This is a genomic window from Mycolicibacterium bacteremicum, from assembly GCF_002086115.1.
GTDB classification, from domain to species: domain Bacteria; phylum Actinomycetota; class Actinomycetes; order Mycobacteriales; family Mycobacteriaceae; genus Mycobacterium; species Mycobacterium bacteremicum.
Genome location: NZ_MVHJ01000024.1, coordinates 19,634 through 42,735, shown reverse-complemented (window position 1 = coordinate 42,735; position 23,102 = coordinate 19,634). Strand labels below are relative to the sequence as shown.

At 68.0% G+C, this 23,102-nt stretch carries 24 protein-coding genes; 19 read left to right on the top strand and 5 right to left on the bottom strand.

Annotated elements, in window-relative coordinates; translation table 11 throughout:
• The 8 genes from BST17_RS21895 (at window position 1) to BST17_RS21860 (ending at window position 8,293) form a co-directional block, all read left to right on the top strand.
• Window positions 1-1,551 (top strand): MCE family protein, encoded by a 1,551-nt coding sequence (locus BST17_RS21895; RefSeq protein ID WP_083061039.1) that lies wholly within the window; start codon window positions 1-3, stop codon window positions 1,549-1,551.
• Window positions 1,521-2,219, top strand: a complete 699-nt coding sequence (locus BST17_RS21890; RefSeq protein WP_083061003.1) for an Rv1363c family protein — start codon at window positions 1,521-1,523, stop codon at window positions 2,217-2,219. Before BST17_RS21895 ends, BST17_RS21890 begins: the two co-directional genes overlap by 31 nt.
• The gene (locus tag BST17_RS21885; RefSeq protein WP_083061002.1) at window positions 2,216-3,187 is read left to right on the top strand and encodes an RDD family protein; all 972 of its coding nucleotides are present in this window, start codon (window positions 2,216-2,218) and stop codon (window positions 3,185-3,187) included. The genes BST17_RS21890 and BST17_RS21885 overlap by 4 nt, the downstream gene beginning before the upstream one ends.
• Window positions 3,184-3,735 (top strand): Rv1363c family protein, encoded by a 552-nt coding sequence (locus BST17_RS21880; RefSeq protein WP_083061001.1) that lies wholly within the window; start codon window positions 3,184-3,186, stop codon window positions 3,733-3,735. Before BST17_RS21885 ends, BST17_RS21880 begins: the two co-directional genes overlap by 4 nt.
• Complete coding sequence (locus tag BST17_RS21875) at window positions 3,702-4,388, top strand: mammalian cell entry protein (RefSeq protein ID WP_083061000.1); 687 nt, start codon at window positions 3,702-3,704, stop codon at window positions 4,386-4,388. The genes BST17_RS21880 and BST17_RS21875 overlap by 34 nt, the downstream gene beginning before the upstream one ends.
• A 9-nt stretch (window positions 4,389-4,397) precedes the next feature.
• Window positions 4,398-5,078: a YoaK family protein gene (locus BST17_RS21870; RefSeq protein WP_083060999.1), complete on the top strand. Its 681-nt coding sequence runs from the start codon at window positions 4,398-4,400 to the stop codon at window positions 5,076-5,078.
• 10 nt (window positions 5,079-5,088) lie between these two features.
• Window positions 5,089-5,919 carry an SDR family NAD(P)-dependent oxidoreductase gene (locus BST17_RS21865; RefSeq protein ID WP_083060998.1) on the top strand — a complete coding sequence of 277 codons (831 nt, stop codon included), beginning with the start codon at window positions 5,089-5,091 and terminating at the stop codon, window positions 5,917-5,919.
• Between the two features lie 106 nt (window positions 5,920-6,025).
• Complete coding sequence (locus BST17_RS21860; protein WP_083060997.1) at window positions 6,026-8,293, top strand: NADH-quinone oxidoreductase subunit E; 2,268 nt, start codon at window positions 6,026-6,028, stop codon at window positions 8,291-8,293.
• Here BST17_RS21860 and BST17_RS21855 read toward each other — a convergent pair.
• On the bottom strand, window positions 8,290-9,372 hold the full coding sequence (locus BST17_RS21855) for a phosphodiester glycosidase family protein (RefSeq protein WP_083060996.1): 1,083 nt from the start codon (window positions 9,370-9,372) through the stop codon (window positions 8,290-8,292). The two genes, BST17_RS21860 and BST17_RS21855, sit on opposite strands and share 4 nt — an antisense overlap.
• Window positions 9,373-9,546: 174 nt before the next feature.
• Between BST17_RS21855 and BST17_RS21850 the strand changes: the two genes are divergently transcribed.
• On the top strand, window positions 9,547-9,825 hold the full coding sequence (locus BST17_RS21850) for a GlsB/YeaQ/YmgE family stress response membrane protein (protein WP_083060995.1): 279 nt from the start codon (window positions 9,547-9,549) through the stop codon (window positions 9,823-9,825).
• On the opposite strand, the gene BST17_RS21845 is transcribed toward BST17_RS21850, so the two are convergent.
• Together BST17_RS21845 and BST17_RS21840 are read right to left on the bottom strand one after the other, a co-directional pair.
• Window positions 9,818-11,122, bottom strand: coding sequence for a PQQ-dependent sugar dehydrogenase (locus tag BST17_RS21845; RefSeq protein ID WP_083060994.1), 1,305 nt, complete (start codon window positions 11,120-11,122; stop codon window positions 9,818-9,820). The genes BST17_RS21850 and BST17_RS21845 overlap by 8 nt on opposite strands.
• Window positions 11,103-11,864 carry a pirin family protein gene (locus BST17_RS21840; RefSeq protein WP_083060993.1) on the bottom strand — a complete coding sequence of 254 codons (762 nt, stop codon included), beginning with the start codon at window positions 11,862-11,864 and terminating at the stop codon, window positions 11,103-11,105. The genes BST17_RS21845 and BST17_RS21840 overlap by 20 nt, the downstream gene beginning before the upstream one ends.
• 68 nt (window positions 11,865-11,932) lie before the next feature.
• Here BST17_RS21840 and BST17_RS21835 point away from each other — a divergent pair, with 68 nt between their 5' ends.
• The 5 genes from BST17_RS21835 (at window position 11,933) to BST17_RS21815 (ending at window position 16,940) form a co-directional block, all read left to right on the top strand.
• Complete coding sequence (locus BST17_RS21835; protein WP_165762323.1) at window positions 11,933-12,376, top strand: MarR family winged helix-turn-helix transcriptional regulator; 444 nt, start codon at window positions 11,933-11,935, stop codon at window positions 12,374-12,376.
• Between the two features lie 80 nt (window positions 12,377-12,456).
• Complete coding sequence (locus BST17_RS21830) at window positions 12,457-12,711, top strand: hypothetical protein (RefSeq protein ID WP_083060992.1); 255 nt, start codon at window positions 12,457-12,459, stop codon at window positions 12,709-12,711.
• A gap of 46 nt (window positions 12,712-12,757) precedes the next feature.
• Window positions 12,758-12,994, top strand: coding sequence for a hypothetical protein (locus tag BST17_RS21825; RefSeq protein WP_083060991.1), 237 nt, complete (start codon window positions 12,758-12,760; stop codon window positions 12,992-12,994).
• A 90-nt stretch (window positions 12,995-13,084) separates the two neighbouring features.
• Window positions 13,085-13,861 (top strand): SDR family NAD(P)-dependent oxidoreductase, encoded by a 777-nt coding sequence (locus tag BST17_RS21820; protein ID WP_083060990.1) that lies wholly within the window; start codon window positions 13,085-13,087, stop codon window positions 13,859-13,861.
• A 340-nt stretch (window positions 13,862-14,201) separates the two neighbouring features.
• The gene (locus BST17_RS21815) at window positions 14,202-16,940 is read left to right on the top strand and encodes an alpha/beta hydrolase family protein (RefSeq protein ID WP_083060989.1); all 2,739 of its coding nucleotides are present in this window, start codon (window positions 14,202-14,204) and stop codon (window positions 16,938-16,940) included.
• Window positions 16,941-17,000: 60 nt separating this feature from the next.
• Here BST17_RS21815 and BST17_RS21810 read toward each other — a convergent pair whose 3' ends face one another.
• Window positions 17,001-18,125: an NDMA-dependent alcohol dehydrogenase gene (locus tag BST17_RS21810; protein ID WP_083060988.1), complete on the bottom strand. Its 1,125-nt coding sequence runs from the start codon at window positions 18,123-18,125 to the stop codon at window positions 17,001-17,003.
• A gap of 130 nt (window positions 18,126-18,255) precedes the next feature.
• Between BST17_RS21810 and BST17_RS21805 the strand changes: the two genes are divergently transcribed.
• Entirely contained in the window at window positions 18,256-18,756 is a 501-nt protein-coding gene (locus BST17_RS21805; RefSeq protein WP_083060987.1) for a VOC family protein, read from the top strand.
• On the opposite strand, the gene BST17_RS21800 is transcribed toward BST17_RS21805, so the two are convergent.
• A complete protein-coding gene (locus BST17_RS21800) occupies window positions 18,739-19,761 on the bottom strand; it encodes a sigma-70 family RNA polymerase sigma factor (protein ID WP_083060986.1) in 1,023 nt (340 codons plus the stop codon). The two genes, BST17_RS21805 and BST17_RS21800, sit on opposite strands and share 18 nt — an antisense overlap.
• A gap of 36 nt (window positions 19,762-19,797) precedes the next feature.
• On the opposite strand from BST17_RS21800, the gene BST17_RS21795 reads away from it, so the two are divergent.
• From BST17_RS21795 to BST17_RS21780, 4 genes are all read left to right on the top strand, one after another.
• The gene (locus tag BST17_RS21795; RefSeq protein WP_083060985.1) at window positions 19,798-20,637 is read left to right on the top strand and encodes an alpha/beta hydrolase; all 840 of its coding nucleotides are present in this window, start codon (window positions 19,798-19,800) and stop codon (window positions 20,635-20,637) included.
• Between the two features lie 17 nt (window positions 20,638-20,654).
• The gene (locus BST17_RS21790) at window positions 20,655-21,686 is read left to right on the top strand and encodes an alpha/beta hydrolase family protein (RefSeq protein WP_276071120.1); all 1,032 of its coding nucleotides are present in this window, start codon (window positions 20,655-20,657) and stop codon (window positions 21,684-21,686) included.
• Between the two features lie 67 nt (window positions 21,687-21,753).
• Entirely contained in the window at window positions 21,754-22,503 is a 750-nt protein-coding gene (locus BST17_RS21785) for a DUF2786 domain-containing protein (protein ID WP_083060983.1), read from the top strand.
• Window positions 22,503-22,982, top strand: coding sequence for a TIGR04338 family metallohydrolase (locus tag BST17_RS21780; protein WP_234807771.1), 480 nt, complete (start codon window positions 22,503-22,505; stop codon window positions 22,980-22,982). The genes BST17_RS21785 and BST17_RS21780 overlap by 1 nt, the downstream gene beginning before the upstream one ends.
• Window positions 22,983-23,102: the final 120 nt, after the last annotated feature.

Below are 23,102 nucleotides of genomic sequence, written 5' to 3'. Positions count from 1 at the left end.
CTGCTGACCCGAATGATCAAGACACAGTTGCTCATCTTCGTCGCGCTGACGGTGGTGGCGCTGGTGGTGCTGTCGCTGGGCTACCTGCGGCTGCCGACCTACGCCGGGATCGGCATGTACCGGCTCTACGCCGAACTGCCGAACTCGGCGGGGTTGTACAAGACGGCCAACGTCACCTTCCGCGGTACCACCGTCGGCAAGGTGATCGAGGTCGAGCCGACCGAGACCGGTGCGCGCGTCACGATGGACATCGACGACGACACCAAGGTGCCGGTCGATGCGAGCGCCGACGTGCACTCGGTGTCGGCGGTCGGTGAGCAGTTCCTGGACCTGGTGTCGCCGGACAACGTGTCGCAGTACTTCAACAACGGCGACACCATCACCAAGGGCACCGTGCCGGCCGAGGTCGGTCCGGCGCTGGACGCCGCGCAGCGGGGTCTGGCGGCACTGCCCGAGGAGAAGATCGGCGTCCTGCTCGACGAGACGGCCAAGGCCGTCGGCGGGCTGGGCCCGTCATTGCAGCGCCTCGTCGACGCCACCCAGAACCTGGCCGGCGACTTCCGGGAGAACCTGCCGTCGGTGACCGACATCGTCGAGAACTCGGGCCCCATCATCGACTCGCAGGTGAACTCCGGGGATGCCATCGCCCGCTGGTCGGCGAACCTGAACACGATCGCCTCGCAGACCGCCGAGAAGGATGCGGCGTTGCGCAGCGGTCTGCAGCAGGCGGCCCCGACGGCCGATCAGCTCAACGCGGTATTCGGCGACGTGCGTGAGTCGCTACCCCAGACCCTGGCCAACCTCGAGATCGTCATCGACATGCTCAAGCGCTACAACAAGAACGTCGAGCAGGTGTTGGTGGTGCTGCCGCAGGCGGCCTCGATTAGCCAGGCCGCGACGATATTCGCTCCGCAAGCGTTGCTACACCTTGGCCTCGGCATCAACTCGCCGCCGCCGTGCCTGACCGGCTTCCTGCCGGCCTCGCAGTGGCGGTCGCCGGCGGACACCAAGACCGAGCCGTTGCCGTCCGGCCTGTACTGCAAGATCCCCAAGGATGCGCCGAACGCGGTGCGCGGTGCGCGCAACTACCCATGTGTCGACGTGCCGGGCAAGCGCGCGGCGACCCCGCGGGAATGCCGCAGCGAAGAGCCGTACGTGCCGCTGGGGACCAACCCGTGGTACGGCGACCCGAACCAGATCGTCGACTGCCCGGCCGCGGGCGCCCGCTGCACCCGCCCGGTGAACCCGGGACAGGTGATACCGGCACCGTCGATCAACAACGGGACCAACCCGCTGCCGGCCAGTCAGTTGCCTCCGCCGCAGACGACGCTGCCGACCAGTGATCCGCTCACCCCGCCTGGCCAGGGCTCGGTCACCTGCAGTGGACAGCAACCCAATCCGTGCATCTACACTCCGGCATCAGGTCCGGGTGCGGTGTACAGCCCGTCCAGCGGTGAGGTGGTCGGACCCGACGGCGTCAAGTACTCCGTCAACAACTCGAGCAATCCAGGAGATGACGGATGGAAGGAGATGCTGGCACCGGCCGGCTGAACCCCACCGACGACGAGATCGAGGCCACCGGGTCCGCGGCCTCCAAGGATGTGAAGGACTCCGAGGACTCCAAGGACAAGGACGCCGATACCGCTGAGCGGCCCGCGGACCCGGTCGACGCGGCACCCCAGGAGTCACTCGCCGAACCCGATACCGCGCAGCCGTCCCACGGCCGGCTCGGTGGTGGCTGGGTCGCCGCCATCGCGGTCGTGCTGATCGCCCTGGCCGCCGGGATGGGTGCGGTGGGTTACCTGCTGCTGCAGTGGAACGCTCGCAGCGATCAGATCGCCCGCGACGATGCGGTGGCACTGCAGGCCGCCAAGGACTGCGTCATCGCCACGCAGGCGCCCGACACCGCGTCGATGGGCGCGGCGCAGGCCAGGATCGTGGACTGCTCGACCGGCGACTTCGGCGCGCAGGCCGTCTTTTATAGCTCGATCATGGTCGAGGCCTACCAGGCCGCCAACGTCCAGGTCGAGGTCTCCGACCTGCGCGCGGCCGTCGAACGGCACCACGACGACGGGTCGGTGGACGTGCTGGTCGCCGTGCGCACCAAGGTGACCAACAGTGAGACCGCCGATCAGGAGCAGGGCTACCGACTGCGGGTGACCATGCAGCGTGCCGACGGTACCTACAAGATTGCCAACCTCGTGCAGGTCACCACGTGACAGCGGTTCTCGAAGACGCCGTCGAGTCGGACCCGCAACCGGAGGTGACGCCGGCGTCCTGGGGTGCGCGCGCCGGCGCGTTCGCCATCGATGTGCTGTTCGGGCTCGCGCTGATCACGACCCTGGCGATGCTGGCCTGGACGGCACCGCTGCTGGGCGTGCTGTGGTGGGTCTACACCGTGGCCGCCGGCCTGGCCGGTCTGCTCCTGATGGGCAACCGCTGGGTGCTGCCGGTGCGCACCGGGTGGTCGCTGGGCCGCGCGGTCACCGGAATCCGGGTGGTGGTCCGCTCCGGCGACCCCGCCGACACCGGCCGGCTGATCCTGCGCGATGTGGCGCACCTGCTCGACACCGCGCCCGCGCTGCTGGGCTGGCTGTGGCCGCTGCTGGACCGCCGCGGACGTACCTTCGCAGATCTGTTGCTGCGCACCGAGGTTCGTCCCGTCGGCGAACCGGGACGGGATGTGCGGCGGCCGGCGGCCATCGTCCTGGCTGCAGTGGCCGTGGTGTGCGCCGGCGCGACGGTGGCCGGTTATGCGCTGGTGTACCGGGCCGACCGCGCCCTCGACGACGCGCGCAGCCAGATCGCGGCCCAGGGGGCGGGCATCGTCGAGCAGATCCTCAGCTACACCCCCGACACCGCCGACCAGGATTTCGAGCGCGCCCGGTCGCTGGCCTCGGACAGCTACCGCCCGCAACTGGTCGCTCAGCAGGACGCCCTGCGCAGGTCTCCGCTGGTGTCCAACGAGTACTGGTCGGTCAACAGTGCGGTGCTGGAGTCGCCCGCACCGACCACCACCACGGCCTCCATGCTGCTGGCCATGCAGGGCCAGCGCGGCAGCGACCCGAACACCATGCGGTTCATCACCGCCACGGTGCGCGTCGACTTCGTCAAGCCCGGAGAGCAGTGGCAGGTGCAGAACCTGTCCGTGTTGACCCGGCCCCAGGCCCCCGGGGGTGGCGGATGAGTCCGCGCCGCATCATCGAACCGGACCGGCCCGAATACTTCGTGGCGCCGGTCGACCCGCCGGTGCGCTGGGGTCTGCCGCTGGTGGCGGCGATCTCGGCGGTGCTGGTCACCGTCGCGCTGGGCTTCGCCTCCTATTTCACGGTGGTGCACGAGTCGGACCGGCAGACCGAGATCCGCGATGCCGACGCGCTGGGCTATGTGCGGGCCTTCATGACCGCGTACACGACACTGGATCCGTTCAACGCCAACGACTATGCGGACCGGATGCGGGCCCAGGGGACCGGGGAGTTCCTCCAGGTGTTCACCGAGAAGCAGAACGAGATCGTGCTGCAGGTGGCGCGGCTGGAGCCCACCACCGGCACCGTCGTCGAGGCGGGCGTGCAACGGTGGAACGAGAACGGCAGCGCCGACGTGCTCGTCGCCACCAAGAGCACCAGCACCACCCCGGACGGCAAGCAGACCATCGAGACCGGAAGCCGTTGGCTGGCAACGGCCATCAAGGAAGGACAGCAGTGGAAGATCAGCCGACTGATTCAGGTGATCTGACCACCGGGTCCGACACCACCGACGCGCCCGCCACCGGTGAGCGCGCGGACGTCACCGACACCTCCGGCGAATCCGCCGACCCGGCGCAGACACCGGACGCCGCCGACGACCCGGCACCGGTGCTGGTACCGCACCGGCCACCCGGCCGGCGGGTGAAGGTGCTCGCGACGATCGGTGCCGCGGCGTTCGTCGGTGCCGCGGCGTTTGCCGGTGCCACCGCGGCGCCCTACCTCAACGACCGGGCGCAGGTGCAGGTCAAGCTCGACATCGCCGGCACCGCAGCCGACGCCATCAGCACGTTGTGGACCTACACACCCGAGGACATGGAATCGCTGCCGGACCGGGCGGCGAAGTATCTCGCCGGCGATTTCCAGGTCGAGTACCGCAAGTACATCGACGCGATCGCCGCGCCGAACAAACAGGCACAGGTGTCCAACAACACCCAGGTGCTCGGTACCGCGGTGGAATCGGTGGATGCCGACAACGCCTCGGCGATCGTCTACACCAACTCGGTGGCCACCAGCCCCGTCACCAAGAACATCCCGTCGCTGCGCTATCTGTCCTACCGGCTGACCATGGAGAAGCGCGGCACCGACTGGCTCATCACCCAGATGAATGCCATCACCTCGCTGGACCTGACGCCGAGGCTGTAACCGCGGGCCATGCAATCGCCTGTCTCGCACCGTCGCACGGTCGCGGTGCTGCTGCTGCTCACCTTCGCCACCGGACTGGTGGACGCGGTCAGCGTGCTGGTGCTCGGGCACGTGTTCGTCGCCAACATGACCGGCAACGTCATCTTCCTCGGGTTCTGGTTCGTCCCGCACTCCGGCGTCGACCTGCTGGCCGCGGTGGTCGCGTTCGTCAGCTTCCTCGGCGGCACCGTGGTGGGTGGGCGCCTGGTGCGTCATCTCGGTCCGTCGGTGCGGCGGTGGATGACGGTGGCGTTGAGCATCGAAGTGCTCGCCCTGGTCACCCTGGCGCTGCTCGCCGGGGCGGGGATCCTGCGCTATCACGACGATTCGAAACTGGTGTTGATCGCCGGGTTGGCGGTCACCTTCGGCATCCAGAACGCCGCCGCCCGACAGTTCGGGATCGCCGAGCTGTCCACCACGGTGTTGACCCAGACCATCGTCGGGATCGGTTTCGACAGCAGGCTGGCCGGCGGCACCGGGCAGCGCGAGAAACTGCGCTACGGCGTGGTGTTGACGATGTGCGCCGGCGCGGTGCTGGGGGCCACCATGACGCTCTACGTGGTGGCGCCGGTGATCGGACTGGCCGCCGCGGTGGTGGCGGTGGCCGGTCTCATCTTCGCCCTCGGACCGACCGTGGTGCCGCCCGGTTAGTCTGAGCGCCATGCCCACAGTTCTCGTCACCGGAGCCGGTCGAGGAATCGGCCGGACCATTGCTGAGCACCTCGCCGTCGCCGGCTGGGATGTCATCGCCGGTGTGCGCAACCCCGTCGACGGCGCCATGTTGACCGCCACCCACCCGGACCGCATCTCGGTGGTGACCCTCGACGTCACCGACGCCGGGCACATCGCCGCCCTGGCCGACACGCTGCCGTCGCACCTCGACGCGGTGGTGAACAACGCCGGCATCGTGGTCGCCGGGCCGATGGAGACGGTGTCAGCCGAGCAGTGGCGTAAACAGTTGGACGTCAACGTGATCGGCCAGTTGGCCGTGACCCGCGCGGTGCTGCCTAGACTGCGCAGCAGCCAGGGTCGGGTGCTGTTCATCTCCAGTGTCAACGGACGCCTGTCCACCCCGCTGATCGGGGCGTATGCCGCGTCCAAGTTCGCGCTCGAAGCCGCCGCGGATGCCCTGCGAATGGAGTTGCGGCCGTGGCGGATTGCGGTCGTCCTGGTCGAGCCCGCGCAAACCGACACCGATATGTGGCGCACCGCCGGCGAGATGGTCGACGAGGTGGAGTCCGCACTGTCGGCCGAGGACCGTGCGCTCTACGCCCGGCACATCTCCGGTATGCGCAAGTCGGTGCCGGTCTCGCAGCGCATCGCGGTCGCCCCGCAGAAGGTCGCCGACGTGGTGCTGACCGCGCTGACGGCGAAACGTCCACGGGCACGGTACGTCGTCGGTGCCGGTCCCAAGCTACAGCTGGCTTTGCTGACGCGGATGCCGGCAACCATCCGAGACCGCTTGTTGCGCAGCGTGATGCGCCAACCCTGACTTCGGCCCGGCGGCAAAAGCATTGGCCCCGCCGTTAGCCGGTGCTAAGTTCCTGCCAGGACTCAGCGGGGGAGGCACGACGTACATGGGCGGCAGGCATCGGGCAGTGCAGCGCACGAAACGGGTCGCGATGGTCACCGCGGCGACCGCGACCGCAACGGCGATGACGGTCGGTGCGGCAGCGCCGACACCGATTCCGCGACCGGAGGAGCACTACCTGCGGGTGGTGGAGCAGCCGGTCGACCTGACCGCCGGGGTCAGCCCGTTCGGACCGCCGGGCAGCCTGCCGAATGTCAGCGGGGGTACCGGCAAGGCCGCCTACGACTACCTGCAGGAATTCATCGCCGCCTACGAGCGCGCCATCGCCGGGATCAACATCGGCGGTGGATTCGGCCTCAACATCGAGGATCTGTTGAGTCAGATTCCGACGGCCTTTCTCGACGACATTCTGGGCGCCATCCCGATCGGACTGGGCCCGGTACTGACCCCGGTGCTCGGCGGTCTGATCACCCCGCTGCTGATCGACATCCTCGATCTGCTGAACATCACCGACGCGCAGGGCAACATCACGCTGTCCGCGGTGCTCGGGCTGCTCGGACTCGACCTGTCCGACCCACTGAACCTGGCGGGGCTGGACATCCCGGGCGTCAACATCATCACCCCCGGTGAGCCGTTCACCCTGTTGAAGGCGCTGGCCGGCCTGGACCTGGGCTGGACACCCGGCACCGCCAACGCCGTGGCCGATGCCATCAACACGACCCCGTACCTGAAGGTCGGCGTGGAGACCCTGCTGGACGCCGTGCTCGGGCTGGCCGGCGATGCCGTCGATCAGATTCCGCTGCTCGGCCCGCTGGTCGAGGGCGTGCTGGATCTGGTGGCCGATATCAACCTGCCGGATCTGAGCCTCATCGATGTCCGGATCCCGATCGTCATCGGGTACGGCTTCGGCGCCATGGCGGCCGGATCGGCCTATCAGCAGGCGCTCGACGATCTGGTCAACCAGCCGCGCCTCGGGGCCAACGGTGGTGGCCCGCTGGGCAGCCTGACACTGCTGCCGATGATCCTGGCCAACAACGTCGGGCGTGCCAACGGCGGCATGCTCGCGCGGTTCTATCCGTTGTTCGACCTGCTGGGTATCGACATCATCACGCCGGATGTCGCGGCCACCAACGAGGGGACCGGAATCCCGGTGCTGGGCACCGGAATCGAGCTCGGTGCGGCCAATCTGGTGCCCATCAAGGTCGACGCCACCGTCCAGTATCAGCCCTTCTCCGATCTGGCGGCCTGGCCGAATCCGGTGTCGCTGTTCAACAATCTGCTGGCCGGCACCATCGGGGCGTCCTACATCCTGCGCGGTGTCGAGCTGGACAGCGCGCTCGACCAGATACTCGGTGAGGTGGGCGAGACCGTCTCCGATGTGCTCGACCTCGGGAACCCGCTGAACATCAACATCTACCTCACCCTGGCGACCAGCACGCTGCCGCTGCTGGAACCGCTGTATCTGGCCGGGGATGTGCTCGACATGGTGAGCTTCGGGACGCTGGGCACGGTGGCCTACCGGCTGGCGAACGCGCTGTCGCCGGCGCTGACCAGCCTGGTCAACCTCGGCTACACCGATGTGGTGCGCAACGAGGACGGCACCTGGACCCGAACGCTCGACGAGGCGGGCGAAGCCACCCCGTTCATGTCCTTCCCCAAGATCAACTGGGGGCAGGCCATGAACGACGTGTTCACCTCGCTGGTCAACGGATTCCAGAAGGAGTTCTTCAGCGGCAACCCGACGGCATCGCCGCCCAACGTGCTGGAGAACCTCGGCAAGCTCGTCCAGACGCTCACCAACGGACTCAATCTCGCTGGACTGCAGCAGGGAATCGACAATCTGCTGTCCGGGCTGGCTCCGCGGCAGGCGCCCAACGCCCAGCGCACGCTGGCGGCCGCCGCGGGCGAGCTGCCGGAATCCGAGCCGAAGCTGGTGACGTTGTCGGTGGATCCGGCCGGGGACATCTCGACGGGTAAGCACGCCGCGGACCCGGACGCGCCCGTCCCCGCCGACACCGGCGCCGAGCCCAAACATGCTGCGCCGGACGAGGATGCGGCCGCCACCGGTGAGGAGGTGACCGAGGAGGTGACCGAAGAAGAGATCGCCGAAGAAGAGATCGCCGAGGAGGAGCCGGTCAGCCCGATCGCCAAACGGCCGGTGGCCAAGACCCAGCCCTTCGGCGGTTACAAGCGGCCGATCACCGCGCAGCGGCCGCAGCGTGCAGCCAAGGCCGACACGACCGACACTTCGAAGACGGATACGGCCAAGTCGGACACGGCCAAGCCGGACACGGCCAAGTCGGGCACCTCGGGTGCCGACCGGGATGCCGCCTAGTTGAACGCGAGCCAGCTCGGCAGCGCGCGTTCCTTGGAATCGCACAGCACCTGATAGGTGTCGCACGAGCCCTTGGGCACGCCGGCGCCCGCCCACATGCCACCGGTGTCGCGCCGCAGCACGATGGCCGACGAGCCGCCGCCGTCGAGCAGGATGGCGGTGTCAGAACCCAACCCGCGGAACAGATCCTGGATCTGGTCGGGGGTGTAGCTACCGCCCTGGAACACGTAGAACTCGTCGCGGTCACGCACGTAACCGAGTGCCGTGCGCGCCGCCGACGGGCCGGGGTCGTTCATCTGTCCGAGGTCCCCGGGGGCCAGCAGGCCCAGGCCCGCGACGGCCACGAACCGGGTGCCCTTGCTCATCAGATCGGTGATCACCGGTGTCGCGGCATCGAAGTCGTCGGCCGAGCGCGGCATCACCATGAACGGGACGCCCGAGGTGGGCAGGATCATGGTGGCCAGCGGGGTCCAGATCTCGTTGCCGCCGGACAGCCCCTGCTTGCCGGCGTAGGCGATGGTTCCGGTGAGCGGAACGTTGAGCTTGCCCAGCCCGCGGGTGTTGTCGACGTAGGCACCCAGCGGGGAACTGCACCCGGTGGTCTTCCACGACCCGCCCTGCTGCCCACGGATGTCGAAGAAGTTGGCGTTCACCGCGATGGTGGGTTGGCCGAGGGCCTGCCACGCGGCGATCGGTGTGTACACCTCGGCGGCCTGCACCAGTCCTTCACCGGTGCGCGCGCCCGGGGTGCGTTCGCACCGTGACTGATAGCCGTTGTGGGTGTCGATCAACAGCCGCGGGGCCAGCCGCTGCGAGGCGCCCTTGATGATCATCACGCGCCCGCCGCTGCCCGCCTCGTACCAACGTCCGCCGGCGTCCAGCAGTGGCGCCGGGTGACCGCCGCCGAAGTTGTACACCAGGTATGAGCCCTGGGTGTTGGCGATGGCCGCGGCCAGCAAACTGCGTCCGTCGGCCGCGCCCGCGATGGGTGCCCCGGTACACGTCGCCACCGCCGCGGTGACCGCCAAGGCGGCGGTACCAGCGGCAAGACGCCGGAGACGGGTGGCAACGGTCGGCACGGTATTCCTCCGGATGGGGCGAACGGACGATCACCATCAATCACAGCAGCAACGCTGTCAACTTTCGTCACGGCGCCATCACGGTTGGGCATCGGGTTGTCCGGTTGGGGTTCGGCGTTTCGGGTATCCGCCGGCACCAGTCAAACGACTGCTGTACGTGACCAAGGAGCAACAATGATCGGAACCATTCTCAGCGCCCTGTTCGTCGGATTGATCATCGGCGCGCTGGCCCGGCTCGTCATGCCGGGCAAACAGAACATCGGTGTCCTCATGACGATCCTGCTCGGTGCGGCCGGCTCGCTCGTCGGCAGCTGGGTGACCTATCAGATCGGCTACGCCAACTCGAACGGCGGTTTCGCCATCATCCCGTTCCTGGTCGGCGTCGTGGTGGCCATCGTGCTGATCGCCATCTATGTCAGCGTCACGGGCCGGCGCAATACGGCGGTCAGGTAGTCGGGGTCAGTCGGTAGACCGCGTCGGCGTAGTCGTCGGTGATGTACACCGAGCCATCGGGGCCGGCGACTGCGGCGACGGGTCGGCCCCACCGCGTGCCGTCCGCGGCCTGGAACCCGCCGACCAACGTCTGCTGATCGCCGAGGGTGCCATTGCGCCAATCGAAATAGGACACCTCGGGCGCCTGCGGGTTCTGCCGGTTCCACGAGCCGTGCACCCCGACCAGCGCCCCACTGTCGTATGGGCCGGGCAGCTGCCCGGCGGTGAAACTGAGCCCGAGCGGGGCGGAATGCGCGCCGAGGCTCTGCTCGATGGGCGGCAGCGCGGCACAGTCCATCTGCGCACCGTCCGGGTTGGTCTGGACATCGCGGATCAGCGGCAGGTTCGCCGGACCGCCGTCGGGATTGCAGTACGGCCAGCCGAGTTCACGGCCCGGGGTCAGCTCGGCGACCGACTCCGGGGGATGGTCGTCGACATAGGCGGGGTCGACCTGGCCGGTGGCCGGATCGGCGATGTTGTCGCGGTTGTTCACCGCTGTCCAGACGGCTCCGTCGGGCGCGATGGCCAGCCCGGTGCCGTTGCGCACCCCGGTCGAGAACGGTTCCGCCGGGCCGCCTTCGGGGGGCACCCGCATGATCGTGGCGCGTGGCGGCGTCGCGTCACGATCCTCCTCGGAGATGTTGCCGGTGGACCCGATGGAGAAGTACACCGCACCATCCGGCCCGACCGCCACACTCTTGAGTGCATGCGAGTATGCGCCCCGCAGATCGGGGCTGCGGGCATCGGGCAGGTTGTCGGCGACGATGCGCGGCTGGGTGGCCGCACCATCGCGATAGGCATACGAGCGGACCCGATTGCTCTCCGCGATGTACAGCCGGTCGGCGGCGAAGGTGATCCCGTGCGGCTGGGTGAGTCCGTCGAGCAGCACGGTGGACGCCCCGTCGCGCATCGAAAGCACCTGTCCGGTACTGGGAACGGAGATCAACAGGGCCCCGTCGGGTGCCCAGGCCGCCAGCCGCGGCTTGTCCGTACGCGCCCAGACCGACAGTGTCCACCCGGCCGGGACCAACGCGCGGCGGGGCTCGTCGAACGGCGCGGTGTCCATCCCGGCGGGTACCGATACCGTCACCTCGGCAAGTTCGGCGGTACGTGGCGCCGCCGGAGGGTCCCCGGCTGCCGTGGTCTCCGGAGAGCCGCCCTGCGTGGCTGCGGGCCCGGTGTCGGTGGAGCACCCCGCGACCAGTGCGGCCCCTAGGAGGGCACAGGTGATTCGATGGCTAACCTGCCAGACCGGCATGCATCTCCCAGAGCAGTATCTCGGATGGTTCGCTGGCGGTGACGCGTTGGCCGCCGGTGGCGGTCAGGCGCGCGGCATCACCTTCGGACAGTTCGCCGGCACCCTCGAGGGTGACGGCACCGCGCGGCACGAACAGGTGCAGGTAGGGCGCCTGGGGTAACTGCACCGTCTCGCCGGCCTGCAACCGTGCACCGTGCAGGGCGGCGTACTTGTTTCCGATCGTGATGGCCGATCGGTCGCGGTGCTCGGGCATCCCGGACGCGATGGTGACCAGTCCGCCGCGCAGCAGCTCGTCGTCGATCTCGAGTTGCTGATAACCGGGATCGCGACCGGACTCGTCGGGCACCACCCACATCTGCACGAAATGCACCGGATCGCTGTGTGATTCACTGCCCGTCAGACGCCACGAATCGTTCTTCTCCGAATGCAGGATGCCGCGTCCGGCCGACATCCGCTGCGCCAGACCGGGATAGATGACACCGGAGTTGCCGGTCGAATCCTGGTGCACCAGCGAGCCCTGCATGACCCAGGTGACGATCTCCATGTCGCGGTGCGGGTGGGTATCGAATCCGGTGGCGGGAGCCACCCGGTCGTCGTTGTTCACCAGCAGCAGCCCGAAATGGGTGTTGGCCGGGTCGTAATGGCCCCCGAACGAGAACGAATGCTTGGAGTCCAGCCACGAGATCTTGGTGGCCGCACGGTCGGCTGCGGGCCGGATGTCCACGGATGCGGTGCGGGTCATCGATGCTCCTCGATTTCACTTGCCAGCCTAGGTGGCGGCTATGGACAGCACAACTTAGATGATGTGTCATGTATTCCATGTGGCTGGATGACGAGCAGCAGCGGCTCTGGCGGACCTATCTGGCGATGACCGGTCGGCTGCAGGCGGCGATGAACCGCCAGTTGCAACGCGACTGCGGGCTGTCGCTGGCCGATTACGACGTCCTGGTGGCCCTCGACGAGTCACCGGGGTGCCGGGTCTCCGATCTCGGTGCCCGGCTCGGCTGGGAGCAGAGCCGGGTCTCCCACCAGCTGGCACGGATGCGCGAGCGCAACCTGGTCGGGCGCCGCGATGCCGATGACGACCGCCGCGCCGCGGTGGTGAACCTGACGGCGGCCGGGCGGGCGGCGCTGGCCGACGCGGCGCCTGCGCACGCGGCACTGGTGCGCGCCGTGGTGTTCGACGGGATGTCCGAGACGCAGGCCCGGTCGGTGCAGAGGTGGCTGTCGACCGTGCTGGCGCGGCTTGACTGAGCGGGGTGCGGGACGGGTTCATGTCACCTGCGGCCGGGCGGTGATGAGCACCGTAGGGACCTTCTCGATAGCCTCAGGACATGGGCCCGGGGGACTACGAAGACTACGCGGATTATCCCGAGTTCGACGAGGACGATTACGAGGAGATCCCGCCGCGGCCGAGCCAGCGTGTCCCGGTGGGTATCTTTCTGCTCGGCTGGCTGTTCCTGCCCACCGCGGCCGTGCTCATCCCCGGTCTGACCAGCCCGTGGCATGAGCTGGCCAGCTTTCTCACCCTCTGTTTCATCGCGCTGTTCGTCTGGGCGGTGGTCCGTGTGGTCCGGGGCTTCTTCTAGGGGGGCGTAACCTGGTATCGGGACGGGGAACCGAAAGGGGGCAACGATGTCTGTGAAGAAATTGCTTGCCGCAGCGGCCGTCGCCGGCTCTCTGGGCGCGACGACGCTGGGTATCGGCGCAGGTTTGGCTCAGGCCGACGATCACTGGCAGCCCTGGATTCCGCGCATCGACAACGTCGTGCCGAACAATCCGGTGGCACCCGGCCAGCTCAAGAAGTGGTGCCCGTGGCAGTCACCGCCGGGGCAGTGGATCGGCGGCCCGCACGGCGTGCCCTGCACCTGATGGTCGAGACATCCCGTCGATCGGCACCGCTGATCGACGGGATGTTCGGTCGCCATCAACCCACCGGTCGGGAGGCTTTAGTCTGTCGACGTGGATATCAATGGAGCTAGCGCAATCGTCACGGGTGGCGCGTCCGGCATCGGTGCGGCCTCGGCCCGCCAGCTGGCCGCCAAGGGTGCCAGGGTCGTCGTCGCCGACCTGAACGCCGAACGCGGGCAGGAACTCGCGCAGGAGATCGGCGGTGTCTTCGTGACCGTCGACGTCACCAACACCGATCAGATCCTGGATGCGGTCAACACCGCCGTCGACCTGGGGCCGCTGCGGGCCCTGGTGAACTCGGCAGGTATCGGCTGGGCCCAACGCACCATCGGCAAGGACGGTCAGTTCGAGTCGGCGCACAATCTCGACGCCTACAAGAAGGTGCTCGCGATCAACCTGGTCGGCACCTTCGACTGCATCCGGTTGGCCGCAACGGCGATGAGCCGCAACGATTTCACCGACACCGGTGAGCGCGGCGCCATCGTCAACCTCACCAGCGTCGCGGCCTTCGACGGCCAGATCGGCCAGGCGGCCTACTCGTCGTCCAAGGGTGGCGTCGTCGGTCTGACCCTCCCGGTGGCCCGCGACCTCTCGGCATCGGGAATCCGCGTCAACACCGTCGCGCCCGGTCTGATCGACACGCCGATCTACGGCGAGGGCGAGGCCTCCGAGGCCTTCAAGGCCAAGCTGGGCGAGTCGGTGCTCTTCCCGCACCGACTCGGCAAGCCCGAGGAGCTGGCCTCGATGGTGATCGAGCTGCTGACGAACTCCTACATGAACGCCGAAGTTGTCCGGGTCGACGGCGGAATCCGGATGCCACCGAAGTAGTCCGACACACCATCGAAGAGCCCCCGCACCTCGCCGGTGCGGGGGTTTTTTGTCGCCCCCGAAGATTTCGGCGAAGATAGCGCAGCTAAGTGGCAGTAACAGTCAAATTTGCCCGGCCGGTAACTTGAGACGGATCTCAGCAAAATCGCGTAGCGCCCGATCTGACACGCGAAATCTCCCTGAAAGATCTTGATATGGCACTTCAATCGATAAAAAAGTGTCCCAGGTCACGTGTACAGTCACCCGCGAATCGTCACGACATCAAACGAGGGGCGGGGTCTCAGTGGGAACTCATCGGCGGTCAAAAGGTAGCCATAAGATCAGGACATCGTTGCTGGGCATGACCACGGCAACGGTCACCGCGGCGGCGGTCACCATGGCGGCGGCGGTACCGACCCCGCCCGCCCTGCTCGCGCAGGAACAGCGGCTCATCGAGCAGCGCGATATCAGCCTGACCGCGGCCAGCACCCCGTACCAGCAGCTGCAGGACGTGGTGAACACCGTGCTGCCGGCGCTGGTGAACACCTTCGGGGCCCAGCCCCGCGTCACCCTCGACACGCTGCTGGCCCAGGTCCCCGACAGCCTGCTCACCGACCTGCTCAACGCCAACGGCGGCACCATCAACGTGGCCACCCTGCTGACCACCCTCGGGCTCAACGATCCCGGCTCGGATCTGAACGCGGCCGTCACCGAGGCGATCAGCTCGGCGCTGACCGACTTCCTGGCGTCCGCAACGACGGGCGAGAATGCGGTGGCGTTGGAGGCGCAGCTGCGGACGGCGATCGCCGCGGCCGTCGACGCCCAGCTGCGGGCGGTGAGTGTGTCGGTGAAGCCGGTCAGTTTCCTGCCTGCCGTCACCATCCGACTGGTCGATGTCGTCGGCTCGGCCGGGGTGACCAACATCGCCAACGGCGTCGCCGGGTCCGTCGCCGGCAGCATCGTGAACAACCTGACCGACATCCTGCCGACCGCCGACGAGTTGACCGCCGAACTGACCCCACTGCTGCCGGACCTGTTGACCACGCTGTTCAACGCCGCCGACCTGGCCGACGCGCAGGGCAACTTCCAGCTCGGGAATCTGCTGGAGCTGGTGGGCCTGAACCTGAGCACCCTCGCCGACAGCGGCGCGCTGACCATGACGACCGCCGGTCCGCTGTTCACCATGGCGCGACTGCTCGCCGGGGTCGACCTGGGGTGGGTGCCGGGCACCCAGTCCGCGATCGCCGATTCGGTCAACAGCACCGGGTATCTCGATCTCGGTACCTCGACGCTGAAGACCAATCTCGCTGCGGCGCTGGCCGATGCGTTGGCAGACGGCTCGCTGGCCACCGACCTGGGTACCGTTCTGACGCCGGCGCTCAACAACGTCGTCGCGCAGATCGTCGCCAACGCGACCGACACGGTGGAGGCGGATCTGACCAACAGCATCCGCAGTGCCCTGAGCGGCCTGAATTTCCGGGTGCTGGGCGTCAACGTCCCGGCCGGGAATCTGCTCTTCGGTGCGCTGCAACCGCTCATCGCCGATCTCGCCGACGACCTGAGCGGCCAATTACAGGGCAATGTCTCCGATCTGGTGGACGGTCTGGTGGAAAGCGGCACCGGCAGCATCGGTGACGCCCTCAACGAGGCCGTCAACGGGGCCATCGACGCCATCCCGGATCAGGAGATCGCCTCGGTCCGGATCCCGATCGTCATCGGCACCGGCATGGGCGCATTCTCTGCGGGCGCGGCATACCGGGACGTGCTGGCGCAGCTGTCCTCCCAGCCGGGCGGGGTCGACTACACCGGTGTCAATCCCTTGCTGGGCAGCCTGACCATCCTGCCGGCGATCCTGCTCAACAACGCCGGTCGCGCCAACGGCGGCATCATGGCCCGCTTCGCCGACTTCTTCGCGATGCTAGGAATCGACGCCATCACACCCGATGTCGCGATCACCAGCAGCGGCGGTACGCCGATCGGTGACACCGGCCTGTCCCTGGGGGGCGCGAACCTGGTCCCGGTCAAGGTCGACGCCACCGTCCAGTATCAGCTGATGTCGGACTTCGCGGCGTGGGCGAACCCGATGTCATTGCTGAACAATCTGGCCGCCGGCGCGCTGCCGACGTACATGCTGCGCGGGATCGACGCGGGTGCGGCCGCGGGCCAGTTGACCGAGGCGCTGGAGGGTCTGGTCGGTGACCTGGCAGACCAGAACTCGCCGAACACCAACATCTTTCTGACGGTGCGGGCCAACACCCTGCCGATGCTGGAACCGCTCTATCTGGTTGGTGACGTGCTGCGATTGGTCGGCCTGGCGCCGGTGGCCAATGTGGTCAACGGGCTCGCCAACGCCTTGTCCCCGGCATTGACCAGCCTGGTCAATCTCGGCTACTCCGATGCGTTCTTCAACCCGGTCACCGGTGCCTACGAGCGCACGCTGGACACCGCAGCGACCCCGGTCCGGTTCGGCACCATGCCGAATGTGGACTGGAACCAGGTGTTCCCGAATGTGCTGCGCCAGTTGGCCGGTGGATTCCAGAAGGCGGTGACAACCGACAACAACACCGCACCGAACGCGTTGGCGGGCGTCGGTGATCTGCTCAACGGCAACTTCGACCAGGTGCTCGGCGGCCTGCTCGACGTGCCCGGCGCGGCGGCCGACAACCAGGTTGCCGCTGCCGAGTCGACCGCCGACGATGCCGCGGTCGAGACGGCCGATGCGCAGCCGGAAACCACTGCGCTGCAACGCAATCACCCCGCACGTACCGCCGGTACGCCGGAGATCGCGGAGCAGCCCGTCGAGCAGCCGGCGGTGCCCGCCGAGCAACCCGTCGTACAGCCGGTGACACCGGTGGCCGAGCAGCCGATCCTCGAGGTGATCGAGGATGATGTGGTCACCCCGTTGACCAAGGCGCAGAAGCGCGCCGCCGAGCGCAAGGCCGAGAAGGAGGCCGCGGCCGAGGCGCAGGCCGAGGCCGAAGCGGAGGCTGTTGCGGAGGCCAACGACGCCCCGAGCGCCGGCCCGAAGAACACCGACAGCGGTTCGGGGGGCGGCGGATCAGACAACGATTCCGGGGACAGCGGCCAGAACGCCGCCTGACCGACATGGCAGAACCGCCCACTCCCGGCGCGGGAGTGGGCGGTTCTGTGTATGTGTTACCTACCAGTCGGACTCGTCGAACCGGATGACACCGCGGATGTTGTTGCCGTCCAGCATGTCCTGATAGCCGGTGTTGATGTCCTCCAGCTTGTAGGTGCGGGTGATCATATCGTCGATGTTGAGCAGCCCAGACTTGTACAGCGCAGCCAGTCGCGGGGTCTCCACATGGGAACTGCCGCCGCCGAAGATGTTGCCCTTCAACGTCTTCTGCAACATCGTGAACAGGAAGAGGTTGAGTTTGACGTCGGCGTCCATCATCGAGCCCATGCCGGTCACCACGCAGGTGCCCGTCTTGGCGGTGAGGATCATCGCCTCCTCGATGTACTCGCCCTTCATCTCGCCGACGGCGATGATCACCTTGTCGGCCATCAGTCCGTGCGTCACGTCGATCACCGGTGCGATGGCCTCCGCCATCGACGGGTAGACGTGGGTGGCGCCGAACTTGATCGCCTGATCGCGCTTCCATTCATTGGGATCGATCGCGATGACCTGCTTGGCGCCGGAGATCACCGCGCCCTGCAGCGCGCTCATACCGATGCCGCCGACCCCGACGATGATGACGGTCTCGCCGGGCTGCACCTCGGCCACGTTGGTCGCCGACCCGAATCCGGTGGGCACCGCGCAGCCCATGATGGCGGCGGTCTCGAACGGGATGTCATCGTCGATCTTGACGACGGAGTCCTTGTGCACGGTCATGTAGGGCGCGAAGGTGCCGAGCAGGTTCATCGGTGACACCTCGTGGCTGCCGGCATGGATGCGGCTGGTGCCGTCGGCGATGGCCTTGCCGCCGAGCAGCACCGCGCCACGGTCACACAGCGACCGGTACCCCTTCAGGCACGGTGGACACTGACCGCAGGCCGGAATGAACGCCAGGATCACATGGTCACCCTCGGCCAGACCGGTGACATTCTTGCCGACCTTGGTGATCACGCCGGCGCCCTCGTGACCGCCGAGGGCGGGCAGGCCGATCGGGGTCGCCCCGGTGGTGATGTGGTAGTCGGAATGGCACATACCGGCCGCATGCATCCGGATCTGCACCTCGTCGGCGACGGGGTCGCCCAGGTCGATCTCGTCGACCCGGAACGGCGAGTTGAGCTCCCAGAGCAGAGCACCTTTGGTCTTCATGGGTAGCGATAATAGAACACGTTGCAAAAATCGGCCGTACTGCACTCTGACGTGCTAATTCACGTGCTTCATCGCTTCGTCATGGCCGCCCCGGCGATGAGTTGCGGCAGGTGGGGCGGTCAGTACCGGCATGACTCAGATCAGCGCACGCATCGTTCCCAACCTGTGGTTCGACACCGAGGCCGAGGAGGCGGCCGAGCACTACATCGCCGCCTTCGGCGGTAACGGCCGGATCATCCGGACCCAGGCCGCCAGTCCGGACGCGCCGGGGCCGAACAACGTCCCCGTGGTCGTCGAGTTCGAACTCGACGGACAGACGTTCGTCGGCATCAACGGCGGCCCGCACTTCACCTTCTCCGAGGCGGTCTCGCTGGAGGTGCGCGTCACCGGTCAGGACGAGCTGGACCGGCTGTGGGCCGCACTGGTCGACGGCGGCCAGGAACAGCCCTGCGGCTGGCTCAAGGACAGGTACGGACTGTCCTGGCAGCTCACCCCGACCGAGTACTACGACATGCTCGCCGACGGTGACGATGCGGCCAACAAACGACTGAACGCCGCCGTCATGGCGACGGTCGGCAAGTTCGATATCGCGGCGTTGCAGGCCGCCCACCGGTCAGAGGGCCGCGGGTAACCCGAACTTCTCGAACAGCGAGGTGTCCAGGAACGCGACCACGTGCGTGATCCCGGCGGCGGTCACATCCATGACATGCAGCTGGAAGGCTTCGTGCACACCGGTGGCGGGATTGCGCAGGTACATACCGGCCGCGGTCTGTCCGTTCGCGGTCGTGGGCACCAGCCGCATGTCCCCGGCCCGCTCGGCGGGGCACTTGTCCCGGGACAGCGCGCCGATCGCGGCAGGCCCGACGTACCAGCTGTCGAACGGCGGCATCTCCCAGATGGCGTCGTCGGTGAACAACTTCTCCAGCTTGTCGATGTCGTATGCCTCGAACGCCGAGATGTAGCGGGTCAACAGCTCCCGGGCCTCCGGGGACTCCGGCGGCTGCAGCTGCTGATCCTCGCTGGGGCCGACCGCGTCGAGCTGGGCACGCGCGCGCTGCAACAGGCTGTTGACCGCGGCGGTCGACGAGCCCACGGCGTCGGCGACCTCGGCCGCGCGCCACTGCAGCACATCGCGCAACACCAGCACCGCGCGTTGCCGTGGCGAGAGGTGCTGCAGGGCCGCGACGAATGCCAACCGCACCGATTCGCGGGTGCCCACCACGGTCTGTGGGTCGGCGGGATCGTCGGCGTCCGGCAGCGGCTCCAACCAGGGCACCTCGTGGCGCTCGTAGATATCGGCGTGCGGATCGGAACTCTGGGTGCCCAGTCCCGACGGCAGCGGCCGGCGTTGCTTTCCGTCGAGCGCGGTCAGGCAGGTGTTCGTCGCGATCCGGTACAGCCAGGTGCGCACCGAGGATTTGCCCTCGAACCGGTCATAGGACTTCCAGGCGCGCAGGAAGGTTTCCTGCACCAGATCCTCGGCGTCGTGCGCCGAACCGGTCATCCGGTAGCAGTGTGCCAGCAGTTCTCGCCGATACCGCTGGGCATCGGCGAGGAAGGCATCCTTGGAATCGAATCTGTCGTCTACCGCTGTGAGGACGGTCACGCCGACGAGCTTACCGAGCCGCCCCGACAAGCGGGACCCGACAACGGCTGCCGATAGGCTTTCGGTGTGGCCAACACCCGCAGTGAACGCACCTTCGACGGCGTCTCAGGAGTGCCCATCGTCTACGACGTGTGGACGCCCGACACCGACCCCACCGGGGTCGTACTGATCTGTCACGGTTACGCCGAGCATGCCCGCCGCTACGACCACGTCGCGCAGCGTTTCGGCGAGGCCGGGCTGCTCACCTACGCGCTGGACCTGCGCGGGCACGGGCGATCCGGCGGCAGGCGCGTCTACCTGAAGAACATCGGCGAGTACACCGCCGACTTCCACCACCTCGTCGGTCTGGCGACCGCGGCGCACCCGGAGCTCAAGCGGGTCGTGTTGGGGCACAGCATGGGTGGTGGCGTGGTCTTCACCTACGGCGTCGAGCACCCCGACGATTACGCCGCCATGGTGTTGTCCGGTCCCGCCGTCTACGCCCAGGACGCGGTGTCGTCGGTGATGATCGGGGTCGCCAAGGTGCTCGGAAGCCTGCTGCCCGGCCTGCCGGTGGAGAATCTGCCCGCCGACGCGGTCTCGCGCGACCCCGATGTGGTGGCGGCCTACGAGGCCGATCCGCTGGTGCACCACGGCAAGCTGCCGGCCGGTGTGGCCAAGGCACTCATCGGGGTCGGCCAGACCATGCCGCAGCGGGCCGCCGCGCTGACCGCGCCACTGCTGGTGGTGCACGGCGGCCAGGACAAGCTGATCCCGGTGGCCGGTTCGCAGCGCCTGGTCGACTGTGTGGGATCCGCCGATGTCAACCTCAAGGTGTACCCCGAGCTCTACCACGAGGTGTTCAACGAACCCGAACGCGCGGTGGTACTCGACGATGTCACGACGTGGATCGCGACCCGACTGTGAAAAGCGTTGTCCGGATCATGGTTTCGCTGCTCGCGGTGACACTGCTGGTGGCCGGGTGCTCCTCCGGTGAACCCGGCGGGCAGGGCGGCCAGCAGGGCTGGGTCGAGGACGAGGTCTCGTTCACCGATTCGGCGGGGCTGACCATCCACGGCACCTACCGCCACCATGGCGACGACACCGGGCCCGCCGCCCTGCTGATCTCCGAGAGCGGTGCCACCGACCGCAATGGTGACAACGCGGTCGCCGGGCCGGTCGGCAACATTCGTCAACTCGCCGAGTACCTGTCCGGCAAGGGAATCGCATCGCTGCGCTACGACAAGGTGGGCACCGGCAAGACCGGCCTGGGTCCCTACGCCACCAATCCGGCCGACGTCGGCAGCGCCGCCTACACGGCCGGGGCGCGGGCCGCGGTGCGCTACCTCGCGGGCCGGCCCGGCACCGACGCCGAGCGGATCTCGGTGTACGCGCTCGGCGAGGGCACCGTGCACGCCATGACCCTGGCCGACGATATCGAGCCCGATGCGCCGAAGATTCACGCGCTCGGACTCTTTCAGCCGCTGCCCGGCCGGTACCTGGACATCGTGAGCGCCCGGGTGCGCACCGATGTCGCCGCCGCCCGGACCGCCGGGGCCAAGACACCCGAACAGGCACAGCAGACCCTCGATGCCTGGAACGCCGCCGTCGACGAGGCCCGCACCCGGGGCACCGCCCCGGCGCAGTTGCCCGACGGGTTGGGCGCAATCCTCAACCCGGGCAACGTGAAAGCCGTCGTCGAGGCCGACTCGATCGACCCGCTGGCACTGGCCGCCAAGGTGCCCACCGCGACGCGGGTGCTGGTCACCTGTTCGGATTCCGATGGCCAGGCCCCGTGCGCATCGGTGCGCCCACTGGTCGATGCACTGCGCCGTACCGCGCTGACGGTGGTCGAACTCGACGGCGTCAACCACGTGCTGCGCGACGACCCCACCGACAACGTCGCCAACTACGCCAAGCAGGATCCGCTGTCCCCGCAACTGATCGCCGCCCTGGACACCTTCGTCAGCCGATGACCGAGCACCTGTGCACAATGCCGTCGCGCGGCGCGAACTTGTCGGGCCGGGTTCCTAGCGTGATCGCATGAGCAACGACAAGATGCTGACCCGCATCGCGGCCCTGCTGCGGCAGGCCGAGGGTACCGACAACGAGCACGAGGCCGAGGCGTTCCTGTCCGCGGCGCAACGTCTGGCCACCGCCACATCCATCGACCTGGCGGTGGCCCGCGCGCACTCGGCGCAACGCACCGCCGCCCAGGCACCGGCACAACGCACCATCAGCATCGGTGATCCCGGCACCCGCGGGCTGCGCACCTACGTGCAGCTGTTCGTGGTGATCGCGCTGGCCAACGACGTGAAATGCGATGTGGCATCGAATTCCACGTTCGTCTACGCCTACGGCTTCCCCGAGGACATCGACGCCAGCCACGCCCTGTATTCCAGTCTGGTCATGCAGATGGTGCGGGCGTCCAAGGAGTATCTGGCCACCGGCGCCCACAAGCCGACGCCGACCATCACCGCCCGCATCAACTTCCAGCTGGCCTTCGGCGCGCGGGTGGGCCAGCGGCTGTCCGAGGCGCGGGAGGAGGCCCGGCGCTCGGCGACCGAGGGCTCCGATCGCGCCCCCGGCACCGCGCTGGCCTTGCGGAACAAAGACCTCGAGCTGACATCGTTCTACAAGCGGGCCTCGGCGGCGCGGGGCACCTGGCGGGCCAGCAGCGCGACGGCCGGGTACTCGTCGGAGGCCCGCCGGGCCGGGGACCGCGCGGGGCGCCGGGCTCGGCTGGGGCCCGCCCAGGAGTTGTCCGGAGCGCGGGCCAGACTGGAGCGTTGATGCGCGATTCTCAGCGGGCGAAGGTCTATGCCGCCGAGGATTTCGTGCGCACGCTGTTCGACCGGACCGACGGCCGAGGCTCCCTCGACTTCTTCGGCACCGCGCTGACCCTGCCCCCGGAGGCGCGGTTCGGTTCGGTGGACGCGGTGCGCCGCTACGTCGAGGATGTCCTCGCCCTGCCCGCGGTGCGGCAGCGCTGGCCGGCCGCCGGGGCGTGTGCGGTGCGGGCGCGGCGCGGGGCCACCGCGGCGCACTATGAGCCCGGTGTCATCGCAGTCCCGGACCGGCAGAGCACCTGGGCGCTGCGTGAACTCGTCGTCTTCTTTGGACACTTCGCGGCTATTTACAGAACGATACCTGCCAAAGGCAGTCAGCGAGCCCGTTGGAAGGAAGATTCCTGTGCTGGCGCATGCCCGGTTACCGCTGCGGCCGCGGGAACACATCGCGAAGGATGCTCACCACAGCGACTGCCGTGGTGACCCCTAGGCCGAGATCACGGGTGATCCAGCCCACCGTCGCTCCGGCGGTGACACCGGTGATTGTCGGTCCGACGGCGCCGGCACTCTGGCGCCACCGCGTCTCGTGGTTGGGGTTGTCAT